Source organism: Vibrio qinghaiensis (genome assembly GCF_002257545.1).
In the GTDB taxonomy this organism is placed as follows: Bacteria; Pseudomonadota; Gammaproteobacteria; order Enterobacterales; family Vibrionaceae; genus Vibrio; species Vibrio ordalii.
This window is the reverse complement of record NZ_CP022741.1, coordinates 2,466,469-2,486,507: the sequence shown is the minus strand read 5'-3', so window position 1 is coordinate 2,486,507 and position 20,039 is coordinate 2,466,469. Positions and strand designations below refer to the sequence as shown.

General features: G+C 46.5%; 19 protein-coding genes. 13 read left to right on the top strand and 6 right to left on the bottom strand.

Translation table 11 applies throughout. The features are described from left to right. Nucleotides 1–31: 31 nt before the first annotated feature. The 3 genes from astA (at nucleotide 32) to CCZ37_RS11580 (ending at nucleotide 3,403) form a co-directional block, all read left to right on the top strand. Nucleotides 32–1,051, top strand: coding sequence for an arginine N-succinyltransferase (gene astA, locus CCZ37_RS11590; RefSeq protein WP_094500563.1), 1,020 nt, complete (start codon nucleotides 32–34; stop codon nucleotides 1,049–1,051). A gap of 31 nt (nucleotides 1,052–1,082) precedes the next feature. Then, entirely contained in the window at nucleotides 1,083–2,540 is a 1,458-nt protein-coding gene (astD, locus tag CCZ37_RS11585; protein WP_094500562.1) for a succinylglutamate-semialdehyde dehydrogenase, read from the top strand. A 68-nt stretch (nucleotides 2,541–2,608) separates the two neighbouring features. Then, the gene (locus tag CCZ37_RS11580) at nucleotides 2,609–3,403 is read left to right on the top strand and encodes a DUF1338 domain-containing protein (RefSeq protein ID WP_094500561.1); all 795 of its coding nucleotides are present in this window, start codon (nucleotides 2,609–2,611) and stop codon (nucleotides 3,401–3,403) included. Nucleotides 3,404–3,506: 103 nt separating this feature from the next. Here the strand turns inward: CCZ37_RS11580 and crp are convergent, their stop codons facing one another. The 6 genes from crp to CCZ37_RS11550 all read right to left on the bottom strand — a co-directional run bounded on the left by crp (nucleotide 3,507) and on the right by CCZ37_RS11550 (nucleotide 9,063). Next, nucleotides 3,507–4,139: a cAMP-activated global transcriptional regulator CRP gene (gene crp / locus CCZ37_RS11575; RefSeq protein ID WP_010318741.1), complete on the bottom strand. Its 633-nt coding sequence runs from the start codon at nucleotides 4,137–4,139 to the stop codon at nucleotides 3,507–3,509. Nucleotides 4,140–4,380: 241 nt separating this feature from the next. Continuing rightward, the gene (locus tag CCZ37_RS11570) at nucleotides 4,381–5,250 is read right to left on the bottom strand and encodes a phosphoribulokinase (protein WP_010318742.1); all 870 of its coding nucleotides are present in this window, start codon (nucleotides 5,248–5,250) and stop codon (nucleotides 4,381–4,383) included. Between the two features lie 82 nt (nucleotides 5,251–5,332). Continuing rightward, nucleotides 5,333–5,539, bottom strand: coding sequence for a YheU family protein (locus CCZ37_RS11565; protein WP_010318743.1), 207 nt, complete (start codon nucleotides 5,537–5,539; stop codon nucleotides 5,333–5,335). 59 nt (nucleotides 5,540–5,598) lie between these two features. Further along, complete coding sequence (locus CCZ37_RS11560; RefSeq protein ID WP_094500560.1) at nucleotides 5,599–6,606, bottom strand: hydrolase; 1,008 nt, start codon at nucleotides 6,604–6,606, stop codon at nucleotides 5,599–5,601. 56 nt (nucleotides 6,607–6,662) lie between these two features. Beyond that, a complete protein-coding gene (locus CCZ37_RS11555; protein ID WP_010318745.1) occupies nucleotides 6,663–7,142 on the bottom strand; it encodes a TIGR02444 family protein in 480 nt (159 codons plus the stop codon). 1 nt (nucleotide 7,143) lies between these two features. Further along, nucleotides 7,144–9,063, bottom strand: a complete 1,920-nt coding sequence (locus tag CCZ37_RS11550) for an ABC transporter ATP-binding protein (protein ID WP_094500559.1) — start codon at nucleotides 9,061–9,063, stop codon at nucleotides 7,144–7,146. Nucleotides 9,064–9,195: 132 nt separating this feature from the next. On the opposite strand from CCZ37_RS11550, the gene kefG reads away from it, so the two are divergent. The 10 genes from kefG (at nucleotide 9,196) to rpsJ (ending at nucleotide 20,039) form a co-directional block, all read left to right on the top strand. Further along, nucleotides 9,196–9,783: a glutathione-regulated potassium-efflux system ancillary protein KefG gene (kefG, locus tag CCZ37_RS11545; protein WP_208613917.1), complete on the top strand. Its 588-nt coding sequence runs from the start codon at nucleotides 9,196–9,198 to the stop codon at nucleotides 9,781–9,783. Next, nucleotides 9,767–11,575 (top strand): glutathione-regulated potassium-efflux system protein KefB, encoded by a 1,809-nt coding sequence (gene kefB / locus CCZ37_RS11540; protein ID WP_094500558.1) that lies wholly within the window; start codon nucleotides 9,767–9,769, stop codon nucleotides 11,573–11,575. The genes kefG and kefB overlap by 17 nt, the downstream gene beginning before the upstream one ends. A 31-nt stretch (nucleotides 11,576–11,606) precedes the next feature. Further along, nucleotides 11,607–11,807: a YheV family putative zinc ribbon protein gene (locus CCZ37_RS11535; RefSeq protein WP_010318749.1), complete on the top strand. Its 201-nt coding sequence runs from the start codon at nucleotides 11,607–11,609 to the stop codon at nucleotides 11,805–11,807. Between the two features lie 97 nt (nucleotides 11,808–11,904). After that, nucleotides 11,905–12,501, top strand: a complete 597-nt coding sequence (gene slyD / locus CCZ37_RS11530; RefSeq protein WP_094500557.1) for a peptidylprolyl isomerase — start codon at nucleotides 11,905–11,907, stop codon at nucleotides 12,499–12,501. Between the two features lie 215 nt (nucleotides 12,502–12,716). Then, nucleotides 12,717–13,658, top strand: coding sequence for an isoaspartyl peptidase/L-asparaginase family protein (locus CCZ37_RS11525; protein WP_094500556.1), 942 nt, complete (start codon nucleotides 12,717–12,719; stop codon nucleotides 13,656–13,658). 129 nt (nucleotides 13,659–13,787) lie between these two features. Continuing rightward, nucleotides 13,788–15,086 carry an adenylosuccinate synthase gene (locus tag CCZ37_RS11520; protein WP_013855915.1) on the top strand — a complete coding sequence of 433 codons (1,299 nt, stop codon included), beginning with the start codon at nucleotides 13,788–13,790 and terminating at the stop codon, nucleotides 15,084–15,086. Between the two features lie 218 nt (nucleotides 15,087–15,304). After that, entirely contained in the window at nucleotides 15,305–15,940 is a 636-nt protein-coding gene (gene motX / locus CCZ37_RS11510) for a flagellar protein MotX (protein ID WP_013855917.1), read from the top strand. Between the two features lie 161 nt (nucleotides 15,941–16,101). Further along, nucleotides 16,102–18,549, top strand: a complete 2,448-nt coding sequence (gene rnr / locus CCZ37_RS11505) for a ribonuclease R (protein WP_094500555.1) — start codon at nucleotides 16,102–16,104, stop codon at nucleotides 18,547–18,549. 17 nt (nucleotides 18,550–18,566) lie between these two features. Then, entirely contained in the window at nucleotides 18,567–19,307 is a 741-nt protein-coding gene (gene rlmB / locus CCZ37_RS11500) for a 23S rRNA (guanosine(2251)-2'-O)-methyltransferase RlmB (protein WP_010318756.1), read from the top strand. A 420-nt stretch (nucleotides 19,308–19,727) separates the two neighbouring features. Next, nucleotides 19,728–20,039 (top strand): 30S ribosomal protein S10, encoded by a 312-nt coding sequence (gene rpsJ, locus CCZ37_RS11495; protein WP_001181007.1) that lies wholly within the window; start codon nucleotides 19,728–19,730, stop codon nucleotides 20,037–20,039.

Here is a 20,039-nt window from a genome sequence, read left to right as displayed (position 1 = left end):
GGCCACTTCAAGCATCTGGAGGGAAGTATTGATGCTAGTTGTTCGCCCTATCGCAATGTCGGACTACGATGCGCTACACACATGCGCTATTGAATCCGGTCACGGGTTTACATCACTACCCGTAAATGAAAAGCTCTTAACCAACCGTATTACTCATTCTGAATACAGCTTCGCTAAACCCGACGTCTCAGAGCCGGGAGATGAGGGCTACCTGATGGTCGGTTTTGATTCTGAAACCGGTGAGGTCGCAGGGACGACTGGCGTTGAGGCATCGATTGGCCATGACGTGCCGTTTTATTCTTATCACATCAGCACGATAGTGCATTCGTCGCCTAAGCTGAAGGTCAACAATACCGTCAAGTTGCTTACTTTTGGCAATAACTACACGGGATGCAGTGAAATTTGTACGCTTTTTTTACGCCCAGATTTTCGTCAAGGGTTGAATGGGCGTTTGATGTCGAAATGCCGTTTTCTGATGATGGCAGAACACCCACATCGTTTTTCTAAAACCATCTTTGCTGAAATGCGTGGTGTGTCTGATGCCGAAGGCAACTCGCCCTTTTGGCAATGGCTGCAAGAGCATTTTTTCTCGATTGATTTCACTATGGCTGATTATTTAACTGGCATTGGTAAAAAAGGGTTTATTGCTGATCTGATGCCCAAACTGCCGATTTACGTCAACTTATTGAGTAAAGAGGCACAGGCGGTGATTGGTCAAGTGCATGACAATACCCGTCCAGCGTTAACGCTACTCGAGCGCGAAGGATTCACCTGCCGTAACTATGTAGACATTTTTGATGCAGGTCCAACGGTTGAGTGCGATTTGCGCAATATCGAATCCGTACGTCACTCGGTGCGAGCTAAAGTGGAACTGGCCGAGCATTCAAGCTCGCAAGATTATCTTATCTGCAATAGCTCGTTTGAAAACTTTCGTGCTACTGCTGCAAAAGGTGCTTATAACCGCGAAACGGAAACGGTGATCATCTCACCTAAAGTGGCGCAAGCTCTATTGGTTGATAGTGGTGGTTTTGTTCGAATTTTGGCGCAGTAAAATAGGTACATTGGAAGGTAAGGATTAACAGATGACTCAGTGGATTGCAGGTGAATGGTTAGCTGGACAAGGCGAGGCAATGCTTTCGCTTAGTCCCTATAACAATGAGACGATTTGGCAGGGCGATAGCGCCACACCCGCGCAAGTAGAAGCTGCGGTAACGGCGGCAAGAGTCGGATTTATAGAGTGGAAAAAACGTCCTTTTGTTGAGCGTGAGCAATATGTCTTAGCCTTCGCTGAAAAAGTGAAACAGCGCAGTGAAGAGCTTGCACAGATCATCGCCAAAGAGACAGGAAAGCCACTCTGGGAAACGCGTACTGAAGCGGCAGCGGTGGCGGGTAAAATCGCTATATCCATTCGAGCTTATCATGATCGCACTGGTGAAAACACACGCGAAGCGGCGGGTAATCAACTGGTATTACGTCATCGTCCATTGGGTGTTCTTGCGGTTTTTGGTCCGTATAATTTTCCTGCCCACCTGCCGAATGGTCATATTGTGCCTGCACTTTTAGCGGGTAATACGGTTGTGTTTAAACCTTCAGAGCAGACTCCGTGGACTGGTGAGTTTGTGATGAAGTTGTGGCAAGAAGCAGGCCTACCTGCGGGTGTACTTAACCTAGTGCAGGGCGCGAAGGAAACGGGTATTGCGCTTGCTCAGGCCAAAGGCATTGATGGCCTTCTCTTTACTGGTAGCGCCAATACCGGTCATTTACTCCATCGCCAGTTTGCTGGGCAGCCGGGCAAAATGCTGGCTTTAGAAATGGGCGGCAACAACCCCATGGTCATCTCTAAGCAGTATGGCGAGCTTGATGCGGCAGTGTATACCATTATTCAATCCGCATTTTTAAGTGCAGGCCAGCGCTGTACCTGCGCACGGCGTCTTTACGTTCCTGAAGGGAATGAAGGTGATCTGTTACTTGAAAAGCTGGTCAGTGCCACTCAAAAATTGCGTATTGATCATCCCTTTGCTGAGCCAGCACCTTTTATGGGGCCACAAATATCACAAGCGGCGGCGCAGTTCATTCTTGCTGCTCAGGACAATTTACGCGCCTTGGGTGGCGTCAGCTTGCTGGCCGCGACACCTTTGCAGGCGGCGTTTGTCACTCCGGGCATTATTGATGTCACCGCAGTTAGTCAATTGCCTGATGAAGAGTATTTCGGGCCATTGTTACAAGTCGTGCGTTACCAAAGCTTAGATCAAGCGGTGCAACTGGCTAATGAAACTCGCTTTGGTTTATCGGCAGGCTTAGTGTCGACCAATGATGCCGAATGGGATTACTTTGTCGATCATATCCGCGCTGGTATTGTAAATCGTAATCGACAATTAACCGGAGCCAGTGGTGATGCACCGTTTGGTGGGCCGGGAGCGTCGGGAAATTTAAGACCAAGCGCCTATTACGCGGCCGATTACTGCGCATACCCAATGGCATCAATGGAAGGTTGTTCGACAGAACTGCCTGCCACGCTCAGCCCTGGGGTTGAGCTATAGCAGTAAACTTTATCTAAAACCCCATGCCTACTAGCATGGTTTAAACCGAGCACAGACAAGGAGGCGTTATGACGCCAACCGTTTTATTTCAATCATTATGGAATGACTACATTCAGCGCCTTTGCCCTTCTGCCGACAAAGTCCATCACTTGCTTCAAGAAGACGAAGCCTTGATTAATGACCATATTGCGTTGCGAACCTTCAATGTTGCGCCATTAGGTATTGAAACGCTGGCTAAGCCTTTTCTTGCCTTAGGCTACGTTGCCTGTGGTGATTATGTGTTTGAAAGTAAGAAGCTGGTAGCGAAGCACTATGAACACCCTGATTCGACCCAGCCTAAAGTATTCATAAGCGAGCTGAAAGTGGAAGAGTGCTCACCTGCACTCCAAGCCATTGTGGAGAAGCTGGTACATCAAGTCGATAGCAATAAATTAAACAGCAGTGACTTTTTATATGGCGGTCGCCTGTGGCAACTAAGCTACAGCGATTATTTGCAGCTTGCCAACGAAAGTGAATACGCCGCTTGGTTGGCGGCGCATGGTTATGGCGCAAACCATTTCACTGTTAGTGTTAATCAACTGCAGGCGTTTAATGAAGTGAAAGCGGTCAATGATCATCTACGCCAAGCGGGTTTTACCATCAATGAAAATGGTGGGGAAGTGAAAGGTACGCCTGATGTGCTGCTTGAGCAGTCGTCGACCATGGCCGATAAAGTACCGGTGCAATTTACGGAAGGGGTGGAGGTGATTCCCGGTGGATTCTATGAATTTGCCAAACGCTATCCAATGGTCAACGGTGAACTCTACAGTGGTTTTGTGGCGGCCTCTGCAGATAAGATATTTGAAAGTACAGACATGCAATAGCCTCTCATCTTTTTACTTTCGTACTGAAATATCACCAAAGAAAAAGCCACCTGAGTTCCCCAAGGTGGCTTTATGCATTCAATCTCAATCATTTTGATTGAAATTAACGAGTTCCGTACACCACGATAGTTTTACCGTGGGCAGAAATTAAATTCTGCTCTTCGAGCATCTTCAAAATACGTCCCACAGTTTCACGAGAACAGCCTACAATTTGGCCGATCTCTTGACGGGTGATTTTGATTTGCATGCCATCTGGGTGCGTCATTGCATCAGGTTGTTTCGCCAGGTTAAGTAGCGTTTGTGCAATACGGCCCGTCACGTCTAGGAAGGCTAAATCGCCTACTTTTTGACTGGTGACTTGCAGGCGTCGAGAAATTTGTGCAGACAGACGCATTAAGATGTCTGGGTTCACTTGGATAAGCTGACGGAATTTCTTAAAAGAGATTTCCGCAACTTCACAAGGTGATTTTGCACGGACCCAAGCAGTACGCTCTTGGTCTTCTTCAAATAGACCAAGCTCACCGATAAAGTCACCTTGGTTGAGGTAAGAGAGGATCATCTCTTTACCTTCTTCGTCTTTAATCAATACCGCTACCGAGCCTTTGACGATGTAGTACAGCGTCTCTGCTTTTTCGCCCGCATGAATCAACGTGCTTTTCGATGGGTATTTATGAATATGACAGTGTGAAAGAAACCACTCTAGTGTTGGATCGGTTTGAGGTTTACCTAGAACCATAATATCTCACTTCCTCTGCAGGGTACGCTTGCCGCTTTCCATATTGTAGCTAAGCCTAAAATAGGCTTACTAGGATAAGAGCACTTTCCAAATGCTGCAAGCTAACTTGTGTTTCGGTTAAGGATAGTATCCTTTTTCAGAAACGATTTCTTGATTTTAATCGTGTCAGTGGCATGATTTTTTACGCAAAACTGTGCACATGATCACGGTATGAAAAGTAACCGTCAACTTGTCCGATCACTTAGCCAATTTTACCTGTTTCAATCAATTGCTGCAGGATCGGTCTGACGATCAATTCCATCGCAAAACTCATCTTGCCACCCGGCACCACAATGGTGTTGTGGCGCGACATAAAAGAGCCATCAATCATGGCGAGCAGATAGGGGAAATCAACATTCTTTATGCCGCGCAGACGGATCACGACGAAGCTTTCATCCAAACTAGGGATGCCCTTGGCGTTAAGTGGGTTTGAAGTATCAACCGTTGGCACCCGTTGAAAGTTGATGTGAGTTCGCGAGAATTGAGGGGTGATGTAATTGAGGTAATCGTCCATTGAACGAACGATAGAATCCATCACTGCTTCACGTGAATGGCCTCTATCACGTGTATCACGCACGTATTTTTGTATCCACTCAAGGTTAACGATTGGCACCATACCTATCAAAAAATCGACATGCTGCGCGACGTTTACATCGCCATCGACTACACCGCCATGCAGACCTTCGTAAAACATCACATCCGAGTTTTCTGGTAAATCTTGCCAAGGTGTAAAGGTGCCGGGCATTTGATTGTAGGGCACAGCTTCGTCAAAAGAGTGCAGATAACGACGAACTTGGCCTGTGCCTAATTTCCCATATTGGCGGAAAAATTCTTCCAATGCAGGAAAATCATTGGCTTGTGGACCAAAGTAGCTGATGTGCTTCCCTTGTTCGCGCGCTTTACGAATTTCCACATCCATTTCTGGCCGGGTAAAGCGGTGGAAGCTATCCCCTTCAACCCATGCTGGTTTTATGTTCATCATATTGAACATTTTGCGAAAGGCTTCAGAGGTCGTAGTTGTACCGGCACCGGACGAGCCGGTGACAGCGATAATTGGATGTTTTGCTGACATGACAAACCCTGTCTGTATGTAACGTACTTGTTATCGATGGCTGCAATATAGCACGAAAAGAGTAGATTGTTTTGTGCGGAAATTATTTACGCAATTGAATATCCACACTTTCATGCAACTCAGAATAGACGATGATCGCTTCCCCTGTTGCGAGCTGTTTCTTTATTTGCTCGATTTTTTGCTGCAATGGTACTTCCTGCTCTCCGTAATCAGTACCTTCGCGTAATACAAACGTTTCAATCAAATTATCCAGTGTTTCAGGCGCAATGTGCTGCCAAGGAATAAGCATGACGACCTCTTAAACTGTCATGGAGAAAAGGGTATCGATTTAAAGCGATATGTGATTAATCATGCGTTGCATTGATGGTCAATAGGGTTGCCGTGACGCAGATCTTCGTAATAGGTTGGAAGTGCTTCTTCGAGCCAAAATTTAGGCTTAAGCGCGCTACCGCTGAGAAAACCGACATGGCCACCTTGGGTAAATAAGCGGTAATGGATGTTCTCTGGTAAGGCAAATTTTGGGATCACGGCATCCGTCATAAAGGGATCATCTTGCGCTTGAATGATTTGTAGCGGCACGCGAATTTGTGTCAGCTTTGAAAGGCCTGAGCACTGCTGGTAGTAATCCTGCGCATCTTGAAAACCATGCAAAGGCGCGGTGATGAGATCGTCAAATTCGTAAAGTTTTTTGATGTGTTTAATTTGATGGTGAGAAATACCTAACTCATTATGTAAAAGATGCTGTTTCTTTAGTGCATTTTTTTTCAATGATGTCAGTAAGTAAGCGCGATAAACCTTTGAAAATCCCTGTTCAATACGTGTGGAACACGCTGCCAGATCGAGCGGAGCGGAGACAACGGTTGCCGCGCTAACGATCGGGTCGTGATTATATTGCGCTAAGTAATTAACCAACATATTGCCGCCAAGAGAAATGCCCACCGCCACGACAGGTCTATTCGGGCATTGCTTGCGTATGTATTCGAGCACAAAGCGTGCATCTTCAACCTCACCAGAATGGTAAGCGCGTGCCAAATGGTTCGGTTTGCCGCTACAGCCACGAAAATGCATCATGACCGATAACCACCCCTGTTGTGCGAAGGCGTACATTAAGCCATTGGCATAAGGGCTATGAAAACTGCCTTCTAAGCCATGAAACAAGACGAATAAGGGTTTATTTTGTACTCGCTCTGAGCGCCAATCATCACTCCAAGCAAGGTCTAAAAAATCACCATCAGGTGTAAACAGCGTTTGCCACAGCGGCTCAAAACGTGCGCATTTGCGCAATAAACGAGGAAGCAGAGTCTGAAGGTGTGGATTTGTTAGCCCAGTAGCAGCGATAAATGGAGTCATAACCATAGCGTATTATTTTTATGAATTGCGACCAGTATACACTGAGAGAGCAATTGATGTAGTTACGGTTTTTGAGAATGAGGCGCTGGGGTTTTAAAGGCGAGATGCAAATGCTCACAGCCAAGCTGGCGACAGTAACGCAGCGTTAATTGTTCACCATGGTTATTCTGCAATGCCAATGCGTTGATACATTCCACAAGGTCAGCTTGCTGCTGCTTTTCAAGTTGCAGCTCAAATTGCAGCGCCTCGCGGTACAGCGTATCTGGCACCATGCTTTTCAAACGTCGTCTTAACTCTCGGTAACTGTGCAACAGCGCTTCTGAACGACCGATACATTGAGTGACATTTTGCCAGTCAGCATCGGCAACCGTCACTTGTTGCTCATCAAGCCATTTGAGTAGCAGCAATAAGTTGACGTTGCCGTGGAAGTTATTTTGTAAACTTAAGCACGCCTCTTTCACTTCTCGCACGCTGTAGTATTGCAAACTGAATTGCCATAAGCGTTCTAAGGTCAGTGATAATCGTACGTGCTCTTGGCTCATCTTAGCGACTGAATTCCTGCTCTAGTTGTTCGAGTGTCTCTTGTTCCGACATCCATTCCATTTCGATTGCTTCAAGTGCCGATTTGCTGCGAGCTTGAAGCGCAATCACTTCGGTAAGTTTAGCTTTGTTTTCGGCTTCATACAGCGAAGTATCAGACAATTGCACTTCAGTTTGCGCCAGTGCCGCGTTCAATGTGTCCATTTTCGCTTCGAGTTGTGTCAGTTTTTTGCGAATTGGTGCGGTTTGGATGCGAAATTCCGCTTCTCGGCGCTTTTGATCTTTTTTGGCAGCGGCACTGTTGCTGCTGTCTTTGGCAGGTTGCTGAGATTGAACTTCTCTACGTTCCGCTTTCTGTTGTTCTGTCAGCCACTTGTAGTAGTCGGTTAAATCCCCATCGAAAGGCGCGACTTGACGATCGTGCACCAAGTACAAGTCATCGGTGGTTGCGCGCAGTAGATAACGATCATGGCTGACGATGACCATCGCGCCTTCAAAGGTTTGCAGGGCAAACGTTAGGGCTTGACGCATATCCAAGTCTAAGTGGTTGGTGGGTTCATCAAGCAGCAGCAAGTTCGGTTTTTGCCACACAATTAGCGCAAGCACTAAGCGAGCCTTTTCACCCCCGGAAAACGGAGCGATTTTTTCTAGCGCTTTGTCGCCTTGGAAACCAAAACTACCCAGATAATTACGCAGCTCAAGTTCGTTTTTATCCGGGGCAATTTGCATCATGTGCTGCAGAGGGGTCTCTTCTGGATGCAGTGTTTCTAACTGATGCTGGGCAAAGTAACCAATCTTTACACCTTGCGAATAAGTGAGATCGCCGCCTTGCGGTTTTAACTCGCCGGAGAGTAATTTAATTAATGTTGATTTACCCGCACCGTTACGCCCGAGTAATCCAATACGGCTTCCCGGTACAAGGTTGAGGCGAATTTTTTCTAAAATTAAACGTTCACCATACCCGGCGTAGACTTCGTCCATCATCATGATTGGGTTAGGCAGTGCCGAAGGCTCTCGAAATTCGAAATTAAATGGGTTATCAAATTGAGCTGGCAGCACTTTTTCCATTCGTTCCAGCGCTTTTATACGGCTTTGTGCTTGGCGAGCTTTGGAGGCCTTGTAGCGGAAACGGTCGATGTAGCTTTGCATGTGCACCATCTGTTTTTGCTGCTTCTGGTACATGGCTTGTTGCAAGATCAGTTTTTGCGCCCGTTGATTTTCAAACGATGAGTAGTTTCCGGTGTATTCGTTCATGGCTTGATTTTCGATATGGATGATGCGTCCGACGATCGGATCAAGAAAATCGCGGTCATGGGAAATCAAGATCAAGGTGCCGGGATAGTTTTGTAACCAACGTTCAAGCCACATGACGGCGTCCAAATCCAAGTGGTTGGTCGGTTCATCAAGCAGCAGTAGATCCGAGCGGCACAACAGCGCTTGCGCTAAGTTTAAGCGCATCCGCCAACCACCTGAAAATTGCGTTAAGCTCCATCCTATCTGTTCTTGGCTAAACCCCAAACCATCAAGCAGTTCAGAAGCCCGGGCGCGAATACTGTATCCACCGATGGTTTCAATTTTTCCATGCAGCTCTGCAACTAAGGTTCCTTGGTCAGCCTCTTCAGCAACGCTGAGGCGCCGTTCTAATTCACGATATTCACGATCGCCATCGATGACATACTCAATCGCATTGCGATCAAGAGCTGGAGTTTCTTGGGCAACCCAAGCCAGTTCCCAATGAGCTGGTTTACTGAAGGAGCCGGCGTCAATAGATAGCTCATCTTTGAGTAGGGCAAAGAGCGTTGATTTGCCACAGCCATTTTTGCCTACTAGGCCAACTTTATCGCCCGGCTGGATAGTTGCAGAGGCCTTTTCAAGGAGCGGTTTACCGCCGCGCAGTAATTGAATATCAGAGAAGGTAATCATAAAAATCTATTTTTCATATCGAGACGTTATCGCGTGGAATAGTAGGGGCAATAAGGATAAATGTCGATCATTATGCAAATTGCGTTATTATGCCTAATAACATATTGATAACTATTGGGAGCGCAGACAAAAATGTCCACCACCGTCATGCCTGACCAAATTACACCTAAAATATTGGTGATTTATGCGCATCCTGAGCCATTAAACTCCATCGCCAATCAAACTATGCTGCACAATATTGCGTCACTTTCCCACGTCACTGTGCATGATTTGTATGCAACCTATCCCGATTTTTTTATCGATGTGCACGCAGAGCAGCAAAAACTACTTGAGCATGATGTGATTGTGTTTCAACACCCTCTTTATCTGTATTCCTGCCCAGCGCTACTCAAAGAGTGGTTTGATCGCGTGCTTGCCAAAGGGTTTGCCTTCGGCGGACAGACGGCGTTGCATGGTAAATACTGGCGTAGCGTCATCACCACGGGCGGAAAAAAAGAAGCGTTTGATGAGCGGGGCTACAACAAATACCCACTGGATCAAATTCTCCAACCATTTGAATTAACTGCGGCTCTGTGTTGTATGAATTGGATGGAACCGTTAGTGCTCTACTGGTCACGTAATGTGACTGATATGGAGCGCTATCAACACGCTGAACATTATCGGCACTGGTTGCAACACCCACTGGCCACACAAGGAGAGCTTGATGGCGTTAAGCGGTGATTTTTTACAAAGCAGCGTGGTGTTTTTAACCGCAGCTGTGGTGGCCGTACCGATTGCTCAGCGTGCAGGGCTGGGTTCGGTGCTCGGCTATTTGTTAGCGGGTGTAGCCATAGGCCCTTGGGGGCTCGGTTTAATCAGTGATGTGCAAGCCATATTACACTTTGCTGAATTTGGCGTAGTGCTGCTGTTGTTTCTGATTGGGCTGGAATTAAACCCCAAAAAATTGTGGCAGATGCGCGGGCCGATCCTTGGTTTGGGTGGCGCGCAGGTGGTGGTCAGTACCTTAGTCATCGCCAGTATTGCTTATCTATTAGGCGTTAACTGGCAGAGTAGTTTAGTGATTGGTATGGGCCTTGCGCTCTCTTCGACAGCAATCGCATTACGCGTAATTGAAGAACAAGGGCTAACACGCAGTGAAGCTGGCCAGTCTGGTTTTGCGGTACTGCTTTTTCAAGATATCGCTGTCATCCCAATGTTGGCCTTTTTGCCTTTGCTGGCAGGCAACGCGGGTGGAAGCTGGTTAGATATGATTTGGATGTTGGGTGGTATTACCGCTTTGCTGGTGGCGGGGCATTTCCTCTTGAGCCCACTGTTTCGTTATATTGTGACCAGTGGCGTGCGAGAGCTTTTTACCGTTGCTGCCTTACTGTTGGTAATTGGTATTGCACTGCTGATGCAGCAGCTTGGCTTGTCAATGGCGCTCGGTACTTTTCTGGCTGGTGTGCTGCTGGCTGAAAGTGAATTTCGCCATGAACTAGAAATCGCGATTGAACCGTTTAAAGGGTTATTGCTCGGGCTATTTTTTATTGCCGTTGGAATGGCGGTTAATTTGGGCTTATTGGCGCAAGCGCCGCTGCAAGTGTTGGCGGCTGTATTCGGTCTAGTGGTGCTCAAAGGAGGAATCCTTTATCTCCTCGCGCGTTTGTCGGGTACGCGTTCTAAAGCGCGCAGCAAAATGGCGGCGATCCTCAGCCAAGGCGGCGAGTTCGCGTTCGTGATTTTCACTGCGGCAAGCGCGCAGGGCTTGCTATTACCGGATCAAGTGGCCTTTTTGCTCGTTGTGGTCAGTCTGTCGATGGTCACCACACCTTTATTACTAACGATTCAGGACAAATGGTTTGCGCGAAAATTGAACCTCAGCAGTGATGATGAGATGCATTCCGATGTCGTCAATAAACAGCCGCAAATCATCATTGCGGGTTTTGGCCGTTTTGGCCGTTTTGGGCAAATTGTAGGGCGTTTGATGTACGCCAATAAGATTAAAATTACCGTATTAGAAAGCGATGCCAGTCAAATTAAATTATTGAGAGAGTACGGTTATAACGTTTTTTATGGTGATGCGACTCAACTTGAACTATTGCGCGCCGCGGGTGCAGAAGAAGCTGAAGCGATCGTCATCTGTACCGATGCGCCCGATGAAGTGATGAAAATTGTCGAGCTTTGTCAGCACCATTTCCCGCAGTTAAAGATCTTAGCTCGCGCTCGTAGCCGGGTAGAGGCGTATCAGTTACTCAGTCATGGGGTCGATAAATACTCGCGGGAAACTTTCTTAGGCGCTTTGGACCTCGGCCGACAAGTACTGGTCGAATTGGGCATGCACCCTTACCAAGCCAAGCGCGCCGAAGCACATTTTAGAAAACTCGATAATGCGATGCTCAAAGAGCTGCTACCGCAACATAACCAAGACAAACAACTCGCACTGCGCGCCAAAGAGGCACGTAAAGAGCTAGAAGAAATATTTGGGCGTGAAATGGATAATGATCGCCAATCTCGTCATTATTGGGAAAAATAACGCCAATCAATATTCAGTTGTAGGATGTAACGTGAAACAGAAAAAACGCTTTATTGCCGGTGCAAAGTGCCCAAGTTGTCAGTCACAAGACACTCTGCGCTGGTGGGTTGAAAACAACATAGAGCTCGTTGAGTGTGTCGAGTGTGACTACCATGAGCAGCGAAAGCCCAAATCTGTAGAAAAAAGTGAACATGCTCGGCAAGAGATGATCGGGATTTTTAAACCAGAATAATTGAGTTTCTGGAATAGATCTTCATAATACGCCTCATACCGATCGATTTCTTAGGTTTGAAGATGACAACCTAGGAACAAACCTCCTTGGAGTTGTTATGAAAATTGAAAAGAACGTGGTTGTAAGCCTAGCCTACCAATTAGTATTGGAAGATGGTGCAGTCGTAGACCAATCAACAGTTGATGCACCACTAGATTACCTTCACGGTCACAACAATCTAATCACTGGCCTTGAAAATGAGTTGGAAGGAAAAGTTGTGGGCGATAAGTTCACAGCAACTATCGCTCCTGAAGATGCGTACGGTGAATACAACGATGAGCTTGTACAACGTGTACCTGCTGAAGTTTTCCAAGGCGTTGATGAAATTGAAGTGGGTATGCGTTTTCTAGCGGATACTGACCAAGGCCAAATTCCAGTTGAAATCACGGAAGTGGATGGTGACGAAGTAGTAGTTGATGGTAACCACATGTTGGCTGGCCAAACATTAACGTTTGATGTAGAAGTCGTTGCGATTCGCGCTGCAACTGAAGAAGAGATCCAACATGGTCACATTCACCAAGCTGGTGGCTGTGGGCATGGCCACGACCACGACCACGACCACGACCATGAAGGTGGTTGCTGTGGTGGTGAAGGCCATGACCATGGTGAGAAAAAAGAAGGTTGTTGCGGTGGCGGCAGCTGCGGTTCACATTAATCATTTTTTGGTTGGTTGTGCCAAGTAGGCAGCAATAACCGATTGATACAATGAAATGGAAAGCGTTAATCGTCATGCGATTAGCGCTTTTTTGTTGCTTGTTAATTATTACAGTACTCACTTGCCGCCTACCTGCAACTTCAAGTTATTTGGGTATCGTTAATGTGTAGAACAGAAGTGTATTGCCTCTCAATTTATTAAGTTAAGGAATTCTCATGTCACAACCTTTTGCTATCGCCATTCATGGCGGCGCCGGAACCATCATTCGTCAACAAATGAGCGAATCATTAAAGCGCGATATTTTGAACACACTAGAAAGCGCTGTCCGAGCGGGGTATCAAGTACTGACGCAAGATGGTGATGCACTGGATGCGGTGGTCGAGGCTGTGAAAATACTTGAAGACTCTCCGTTGTTTAACGCAGGAAAAGGTTCGGTGTTAACGCATCAAGAGATGGTGGAGATGGATGCTTCTGTCATGCATGGCAAAATGATGGATGCAGGCGCGGTCGCTGGGGTTCGGCACATTAAAAACCCAGTGCAGCTCGCGCGTGATGTAATGAAGCACAGTGATCATGTGTTGTTGATTGGTGAGGGCGCAGAAGCGTTTGCTTTTACTCAAGGGCATCAATATACAGAACAAGATTACTTTTTTACTGAGCGTCGTTATGAACAGTTGCTAGCGATGAAAAGCCGCAATCAATTTGCTTTGTCGGAATCAAAATTCCCAGATGACAAGAAATTTGGCACTGTTGGCGCAGTTGCATTGGATAAACAAGGCAACCTTGCCTCTGCTACTAGTACCGGTGGCATCACGAATAAAAAATTTGGTCGCGTCGGCGATTCTCCCATCATAGGTGCAGGAACGGTGGCTGAAAATGGTAATGTGGCGGTATCGACAACGGGCATGGGAGAATATTTCATTCGTAAAATGGTTGCCAGTGACGTTGCCGCTCGCATGCGTTATTTAAAAGAAGATGTTCATACCGCATGTGAAACCATTATTCAGGGTGAACTTAAAACGCTCGGTGGTGAGGGTGGATTGATCGCCATTGATGCGCAAGGCGACATTCATTTTGCAATGAACAGTTCTGGTATGTACCGTGCTTGTGTTGATCGTCAAGGAGAGCTAATCGTAAAAATATATTCGGATGAGTAACTTACGTGCCTAATAACTGAATCATTTATTAAGTTATATTTTTATGACATTTTCGTGTTTAAAAAAGGACTGCAAGGAAAAGGATTCGGTGCTAGAATCCTTTTTTAACTAGCAATCAGACTTGGAAAGATGGGAAATAACGTAGTCGTTCTAGGCACCCAATGGGGTGACGAAGGCAAAGGTAAAATCGTAGACCTTTTAACTGAAGATGCAAAATACGTGGTTCGCTACCAAGGCGGCCATAATGCAGGCCACACTTTGGTCATTGACGGTGAAAAAACCGTTCTTCATTTAATTCCATCCGGCATTCTTCGCAATAAAGTGAAATGCATCATCGGCAACGGTGTTGTGCTTTCACCTGACGCACTAATCAATGAAATGAAGCCTCTAGAAGAGCGTGGTATTCCAGTCCGCGAACGTCTTTTCATTTCTGAAGCTTGCCCACTTATTCTTCCTTACCACATTGCGCTTGACCAAGCTCGTGAAACGGCTCGTGGTAAAAAAGCAATTGGTACGACAGGTCGTGGTATCGGTCCTGCTTATGAAGACAAAGTGGCTCGTCGTGGTTTACGCGTTGGTGACTTGTTCGATATGGCTTCATTTGCAGAAAAGCTAAAAGAAGTGATGGAGTTCCATAACTTCCAACTTGAGCATTTCTACAAAGCTGAACCAGTAAGCTACGAATCCGTACTTGAGCAAGCACAAGGCTATGCTGATTTGCTGACTTCGATGGTGATCGACGTGACCGATGAACTTGATGCAGCGCGTAAGCGTGGCGACAAAATCATGTTTGAAGGTGCGCAAGGTACTATGCTTGACATCGACCACGGTACTTACCCATACGTAACGTCTTCTAACACGACTGCTGGTGGTGTTGCAGCCGGTTCTGGTTTCGGCCCTCGCCATCTAGGTTATATCCTAGGTATCGCGAAAGCTTACTGTACTCGCGTTGGTGCAGGTCCATTCCCAACCGAATTGGATGATGAAATCGGTAATCACCTAGGCACTAAAGGCCATGAGTTTGGTGCGACAACAGGCCGTAAGCGTCGTTGTGGTTGGTTTGATGCGGTAGCGATGCGTCGCGCCATTCAAATTAACTCAGTCACAGGCTTCTGCTTGACTAAACTTGACGTACTTGATGGTCTAGAAGAGCTAAAAATCTGTACGGGTTACCAAATGCCAGATGGCTCAATTGCTCAAGTATCACCAATGGCAGCTGACGCTTTTGAAGCGGTAACACCTATTTACGAAACCATGCCTGGTTGGTCTGAAAATACTTTCGGTGCTAAATCAATTGATGCCCTGCCACAAGCGGCGCTTGATTACATCAAACGTATTGAAGAGTTGACTGGTGTACCTGTTGACATCGTTTCTACAGGTCCAGATCGTAACGAAACCATTATCAAGGTTCACCCATTTTCAGTTTAATGGTTGATTGATAAACGTTTTTAAAACCGGCTTTCAGAGCCGGTTTTTTTATACCTGTACTGATCACATTTTACTCTTGGTGTGGCAATAAATGGCCGAATAACGGCAAATTTTGTCTAAAGAGTTTGCCGCACTGGTCGATAAGATTATCAAGCCCAGCCCTAGATGAAACTGAGGCTATAATTTTAAGGCTATCGATAGACATAAAGAGTGCAGGTATGAAGCTACGAACGGTAGCAGCTTCATTGTTTTTAGCGCTGACCTCATCCTTGAGTCATGCCAACGTGGCGGAAGTGGGTGAGCCGGTCCCTATTTACACTGAAGCTGAGCTAATCAAGTTAATTGAGCAAAATAAACATTTAGAGCAAGTCAAAGCCGACAACTGCCAATTGGTAGAAGATATTGTTGCGCGTGCTACTCGCATCAGCCTGCCTTCCTACGAGTTTTTGTATGGAGATATGCTAGCGTGGGGGGTCTGCGTAGATCAAGATGTCGAACTTGGCTTGTACTATATGGAAAATGCAGCTCATCAAGGTTTACCCGCTGCGTTAGAGCAGCTTGGGCGTTATTATTCGCGTGGTACTTTAGTACAGCAGGATAAAGAGCGAGCTATTCCTTATCTGCGTGAAGCTGCTGCGATGGGCAATATTAATGCTCGTATCCATCTAGCTGAGCTGTTGCTGCGCGATTATGGTAGCCCGCTTGATTATGAAGATGCTTATCGCTGGCTCTATAATTCGGTGACTATCGATCAAAGAATACATTCTCGGATCTCTATGCTCCGGCAGGGGTTAGAGCAGCGAATGCCACAAAATGTGGTTGCGCGAGCCAAGCGCAGAGACACGTTTTGGTAGCCTTCATTATTGCTTTTCTTATTTCGCCCACACGGTTGGGCGAAGTCATTTCTGCGCTTTTCGTCTAACGCATTAGCCTATAATAATCAATACGCTGCTGTAGCTTCTGTCGTGAGTCAGTTATACTCTGGCTATCTCTCCTTGCTTTAGCAGGTCTGCCTATGTCTGAAATTATCAATAACGATCCTTTTGCGGATCGAGAATCTAGCAATTACGAAAATCCAATTCCAAGCCGAGAATTCATCCTCGAATTTCTAACCGAAGCCAATGTACCGATGAATCGTAATGATCTTTTTGAGGCATTGGGTTTGTCTGGTGAAGAGCAATACGAAGGGCTACGCCGTCGTTTGCGTGCGATGGAGCGAGATGGCCAATTGGTATTTACTCGTCGCCAATGCTATGCATTGCCAGAAAAACTGGAAATGATCAAAGGTCACGTAATCGGACATAAAGATGGTCATGGGTGGGTTCGCCCTGATGGCAGCGTTGGCAAAGATAACGATGTTTTGCTACCTCATCACCAAATGCGTACCATTATTCATGGCGACTACGTGCTGGTACAACCGACAGGCACGGATAAAAGAGGCCGTAAAGAAGGGCGTTTGGTTCGAGTGTTGGAAGAACGTAAAACCCAACTTGTTGGGCGTTTCTTCCTCGAAAATGGCTACTCTTATGTCGTGCCCGATGATTCACGCATCACTCAAGACATCTTGATCCCTAATGAGCACAAAGGCGGAGCTCGCATGGGGAACGTGGTGGTGATTGAAATTACCGATCGCGGTGCCAGAGCTAGAGGAATGACAGGTCGGGTTGTAGAAGTACTTGGCGAAAATATGGCTCCCGGCATGGAGACACAAATAGCGATCCGCACTCACCAGATCCCTCATGAGTGGCCGCAAGAAGTATTAAAGCAAGTCGAAAACCTGAGAGAAGAAGTTCCAGAAGAGGCGAAGCAAGGGCGCGTGGATCTGCGTCAATTACCTTTAGTGACTATTGATGGTGAAGACGCACGTGACTTTGATGACGCGGTTTATTGCGAAGCCAAAAAAGGTGGTGGCTGGCGTCTCTGGGTTGCGATTGCTGACGTAAGTTATTATGTGCGCCCCGATACCGCTCTTGATAAAGAAGCGATCAACCGTGGTAACTCAGTTTACTTCCCATCGCAAGTCGTTCCTATGCTACCGGAAGTACTGTCGAACGGTCTTTGTTCACTTAATCCACAAGTCGACCGCCTATGCATGGTGTGCGAGATGACAGTCTCTGCAACGGGCAAAATTTCGGGTTACAAACATTACGAAGCCGTGATGAACTCCCATGCTCGTTTAACTTACAACAAAGTACACGCCATTCTTGAAGGGGATGAAGAGCTACGCGAACGTTATCAAGCCGTGGTTCCTCATCTTGAAGAACTCTATTCGATGTATAAGGTGCTAAAAGCAGCGCGTGATGAGCGTGGCGGTATCGAATTTGAAACGATTGAAACTAAGTTTATCTTTAATGCTGAGCGTAAGATCGACAGCATTGAACCTGTCATTCGTAATGATGCGCACAAAATAATCGAAGAGTGCATGATCCTCGCTAATATTGCTTCAGCCTCGTTGGTGGAAAAAGCGAAAGAGCCCGCTCTGTACCGTATCCATGAATCACCGGGAGAAGAGCGTTTGACCGGCTTTAGGGATTTCTTAGGCGAGCTTGGCTTGAACTTAGCGGGTGGGCTAGAGCCTTCGCCAACCGATTACGCTAACTTAATGAAACAGATTGGTGAGCGCCAAGACAAAGAGTTGATCCAAACCATGTTACTGCGTTCCATGAAGCAGGCTGTGTATAACGCGGATAACTGTGGTCACTTTGGTTTAGCGCTCAAACGCTATGCGCACTTTACTTCACCTATTCGTCGCTACCCTGATCTCCTATTGCACCGCGCAATTAAATATTTGATTGCCAAAGAATCGGGCAATCATACCGACCGTTGGACAACAACCGGTGGTTATCACTACTCTTTTGATGATATGGACTTCTATGGTCAGCAATGTTCAATGACAGAACGCCGTGCTGATGATGCGACGCGTGAAGTATCCGATTGGCTCAAGTGTGAATACATGCAAGATCATGTAGGCGAAGAGCTTGATGGAGTCATAGCCAACGTGACAGGTTTCGGTTTCTTCGTTCGTTTAACTGAGTTGCACATTGATGGATTGGTCCATATTTCAACGCTAGCGAACGACTACTATCAATTTGATCCCGTTGGGCAACGATTGATCGGCGAAAGTTTTGGCAACATCTATCGCTTAGGTGATGCCGTTAAAGTCAAAGTGTTATCCGTCAACTTGGATGATCGTCAAATTGACTTTGAAATCGTGGGCACTAGCCGTAAGCTGCGCGGAGAAGGCAAGACAGCGAAGAAACGTGCAACGGATGCACGAGAGAAAGCACGTGGCAAGAAGGTGACGTCAAGTAAAGGAAAGGCTACTCCTTTAGTTGAAGCGACTAAACGCCCAGATGAAAAAAGCAGTGCAGGCTCAAAACCTGAACGAAAAAAAAGCAAAACAACAAAAGCACGCAAAAAGAAACCCGCGGCCAAAGCAAATAAAGCGCGTGCTGGTAAATAACGATCAATGGGTAAATCATGAGTAACGAATGTATTTATGGTATTCACGCGGTCAGCGCTGTACTTGAAAAAGATCCAGCGCGATTGATTGAAGCGTTTGTACTGAAAGGGCGGCAAGATGATCGCCTGCTTCCACTGTTAAATGAACTGCAACATTGCGGTGTCTCTATTCAACATATGGGACGTAAAACATTGGATGATAAGGCTCAAGGGGCGAATCATCAGGGCATCATTGCTCGTGTAAAACCAGCAAAACAGCTTAATGAACATGATTTAGAAGCAATCATCGCACAGCATGAACAACCGCTATTACTGGTTTTGGATGGTGTTACCGACCCGCATAATCTCGGCGCATGCTTGCGTAACGCTGATGCTGCCGGGGTCGCTGCTGTGATCGTACCGAAAGATAAGTCAGCACCAATGACAGCAACGGTCAGCAAAGTCGCTTGTGGCGCGGCTGAAACTGTGCCTTTAGTACGAGTGACGAATCTTGCACGTACCATGCGCGCCCTTCAAGAACAAGGCGTATGGTTTGTTGGCACTGCCGGTGAGGCGACGCATGACATTTACCAAGCCAAACTGACAGGGCCCCTTGCGATTGTTATGGGCGCAGAAGGGGATGGTATGCGCCGTTTAACGCGCGAAACCTGCGATGATCTGATCAAAATACCGATGGCGGGCACCGTTTCTAGCCTAAACGTATCAGTAGCGGCTGGGATCTGTCTGTTTGAAGCAGTGAGACAGCGCCAAGCTGTATAATTGTGCATCAGGGATAAAAGGATAGGGTAGTGAGTGCTCACCTCATCTTTCTATCCCTTCTATTACTTCTTCAGTAGAAGAAATAGATAGTTTATAAGTTTAATTTCTACACAGCGCTTGCATGTGTAATGGTGATCTGTATAATGCACCGCACTGGTTAAATCCAGTTGTGAACCAATGAGCAGTGAGGAGTAAACTGACCTAGCTGTTAGTTTAGTAACGTATACTCAGCTTATGTTCGCAGTTAATACAATTAGCTCTGTTGCGTTTAGTAATAGATTAAAGTTAATCGAAAATTAACTGACAATGTGCCTAATTTTGGCACTACGGTTTCACATAAATCAATCGGCATTCTCTCGTTTTAACGAGTTTGAGTGGCGATATTGTTTGTGTAATTTTTAATTATTGGAGCTCTGTCTCATGCAGAACCAACGTATCCGTATCCGCCTTAAAGCGTTCGATTACAAACTAATCGATGCTTCTACAGCGGAAATCGTTGAAACAGCTAAGCGTACCGGCGCACAGGTTCGTGGTCCTATTCCACTTCCTACTCGTAAAGAGCGTTTCACTGTTCTTATCTCTCCACACGTCAACAAAGATGCTCGTGATCAGTACGAAATTCGTACTCACAAACGTCTAATCGACATCGTTGAGCCAACAGATAAAACTGTTGATGCACTGATGCGCCTAGATCTAGCTGCTGGCGTTGACGTACAAATCAGCCTAGGTTAA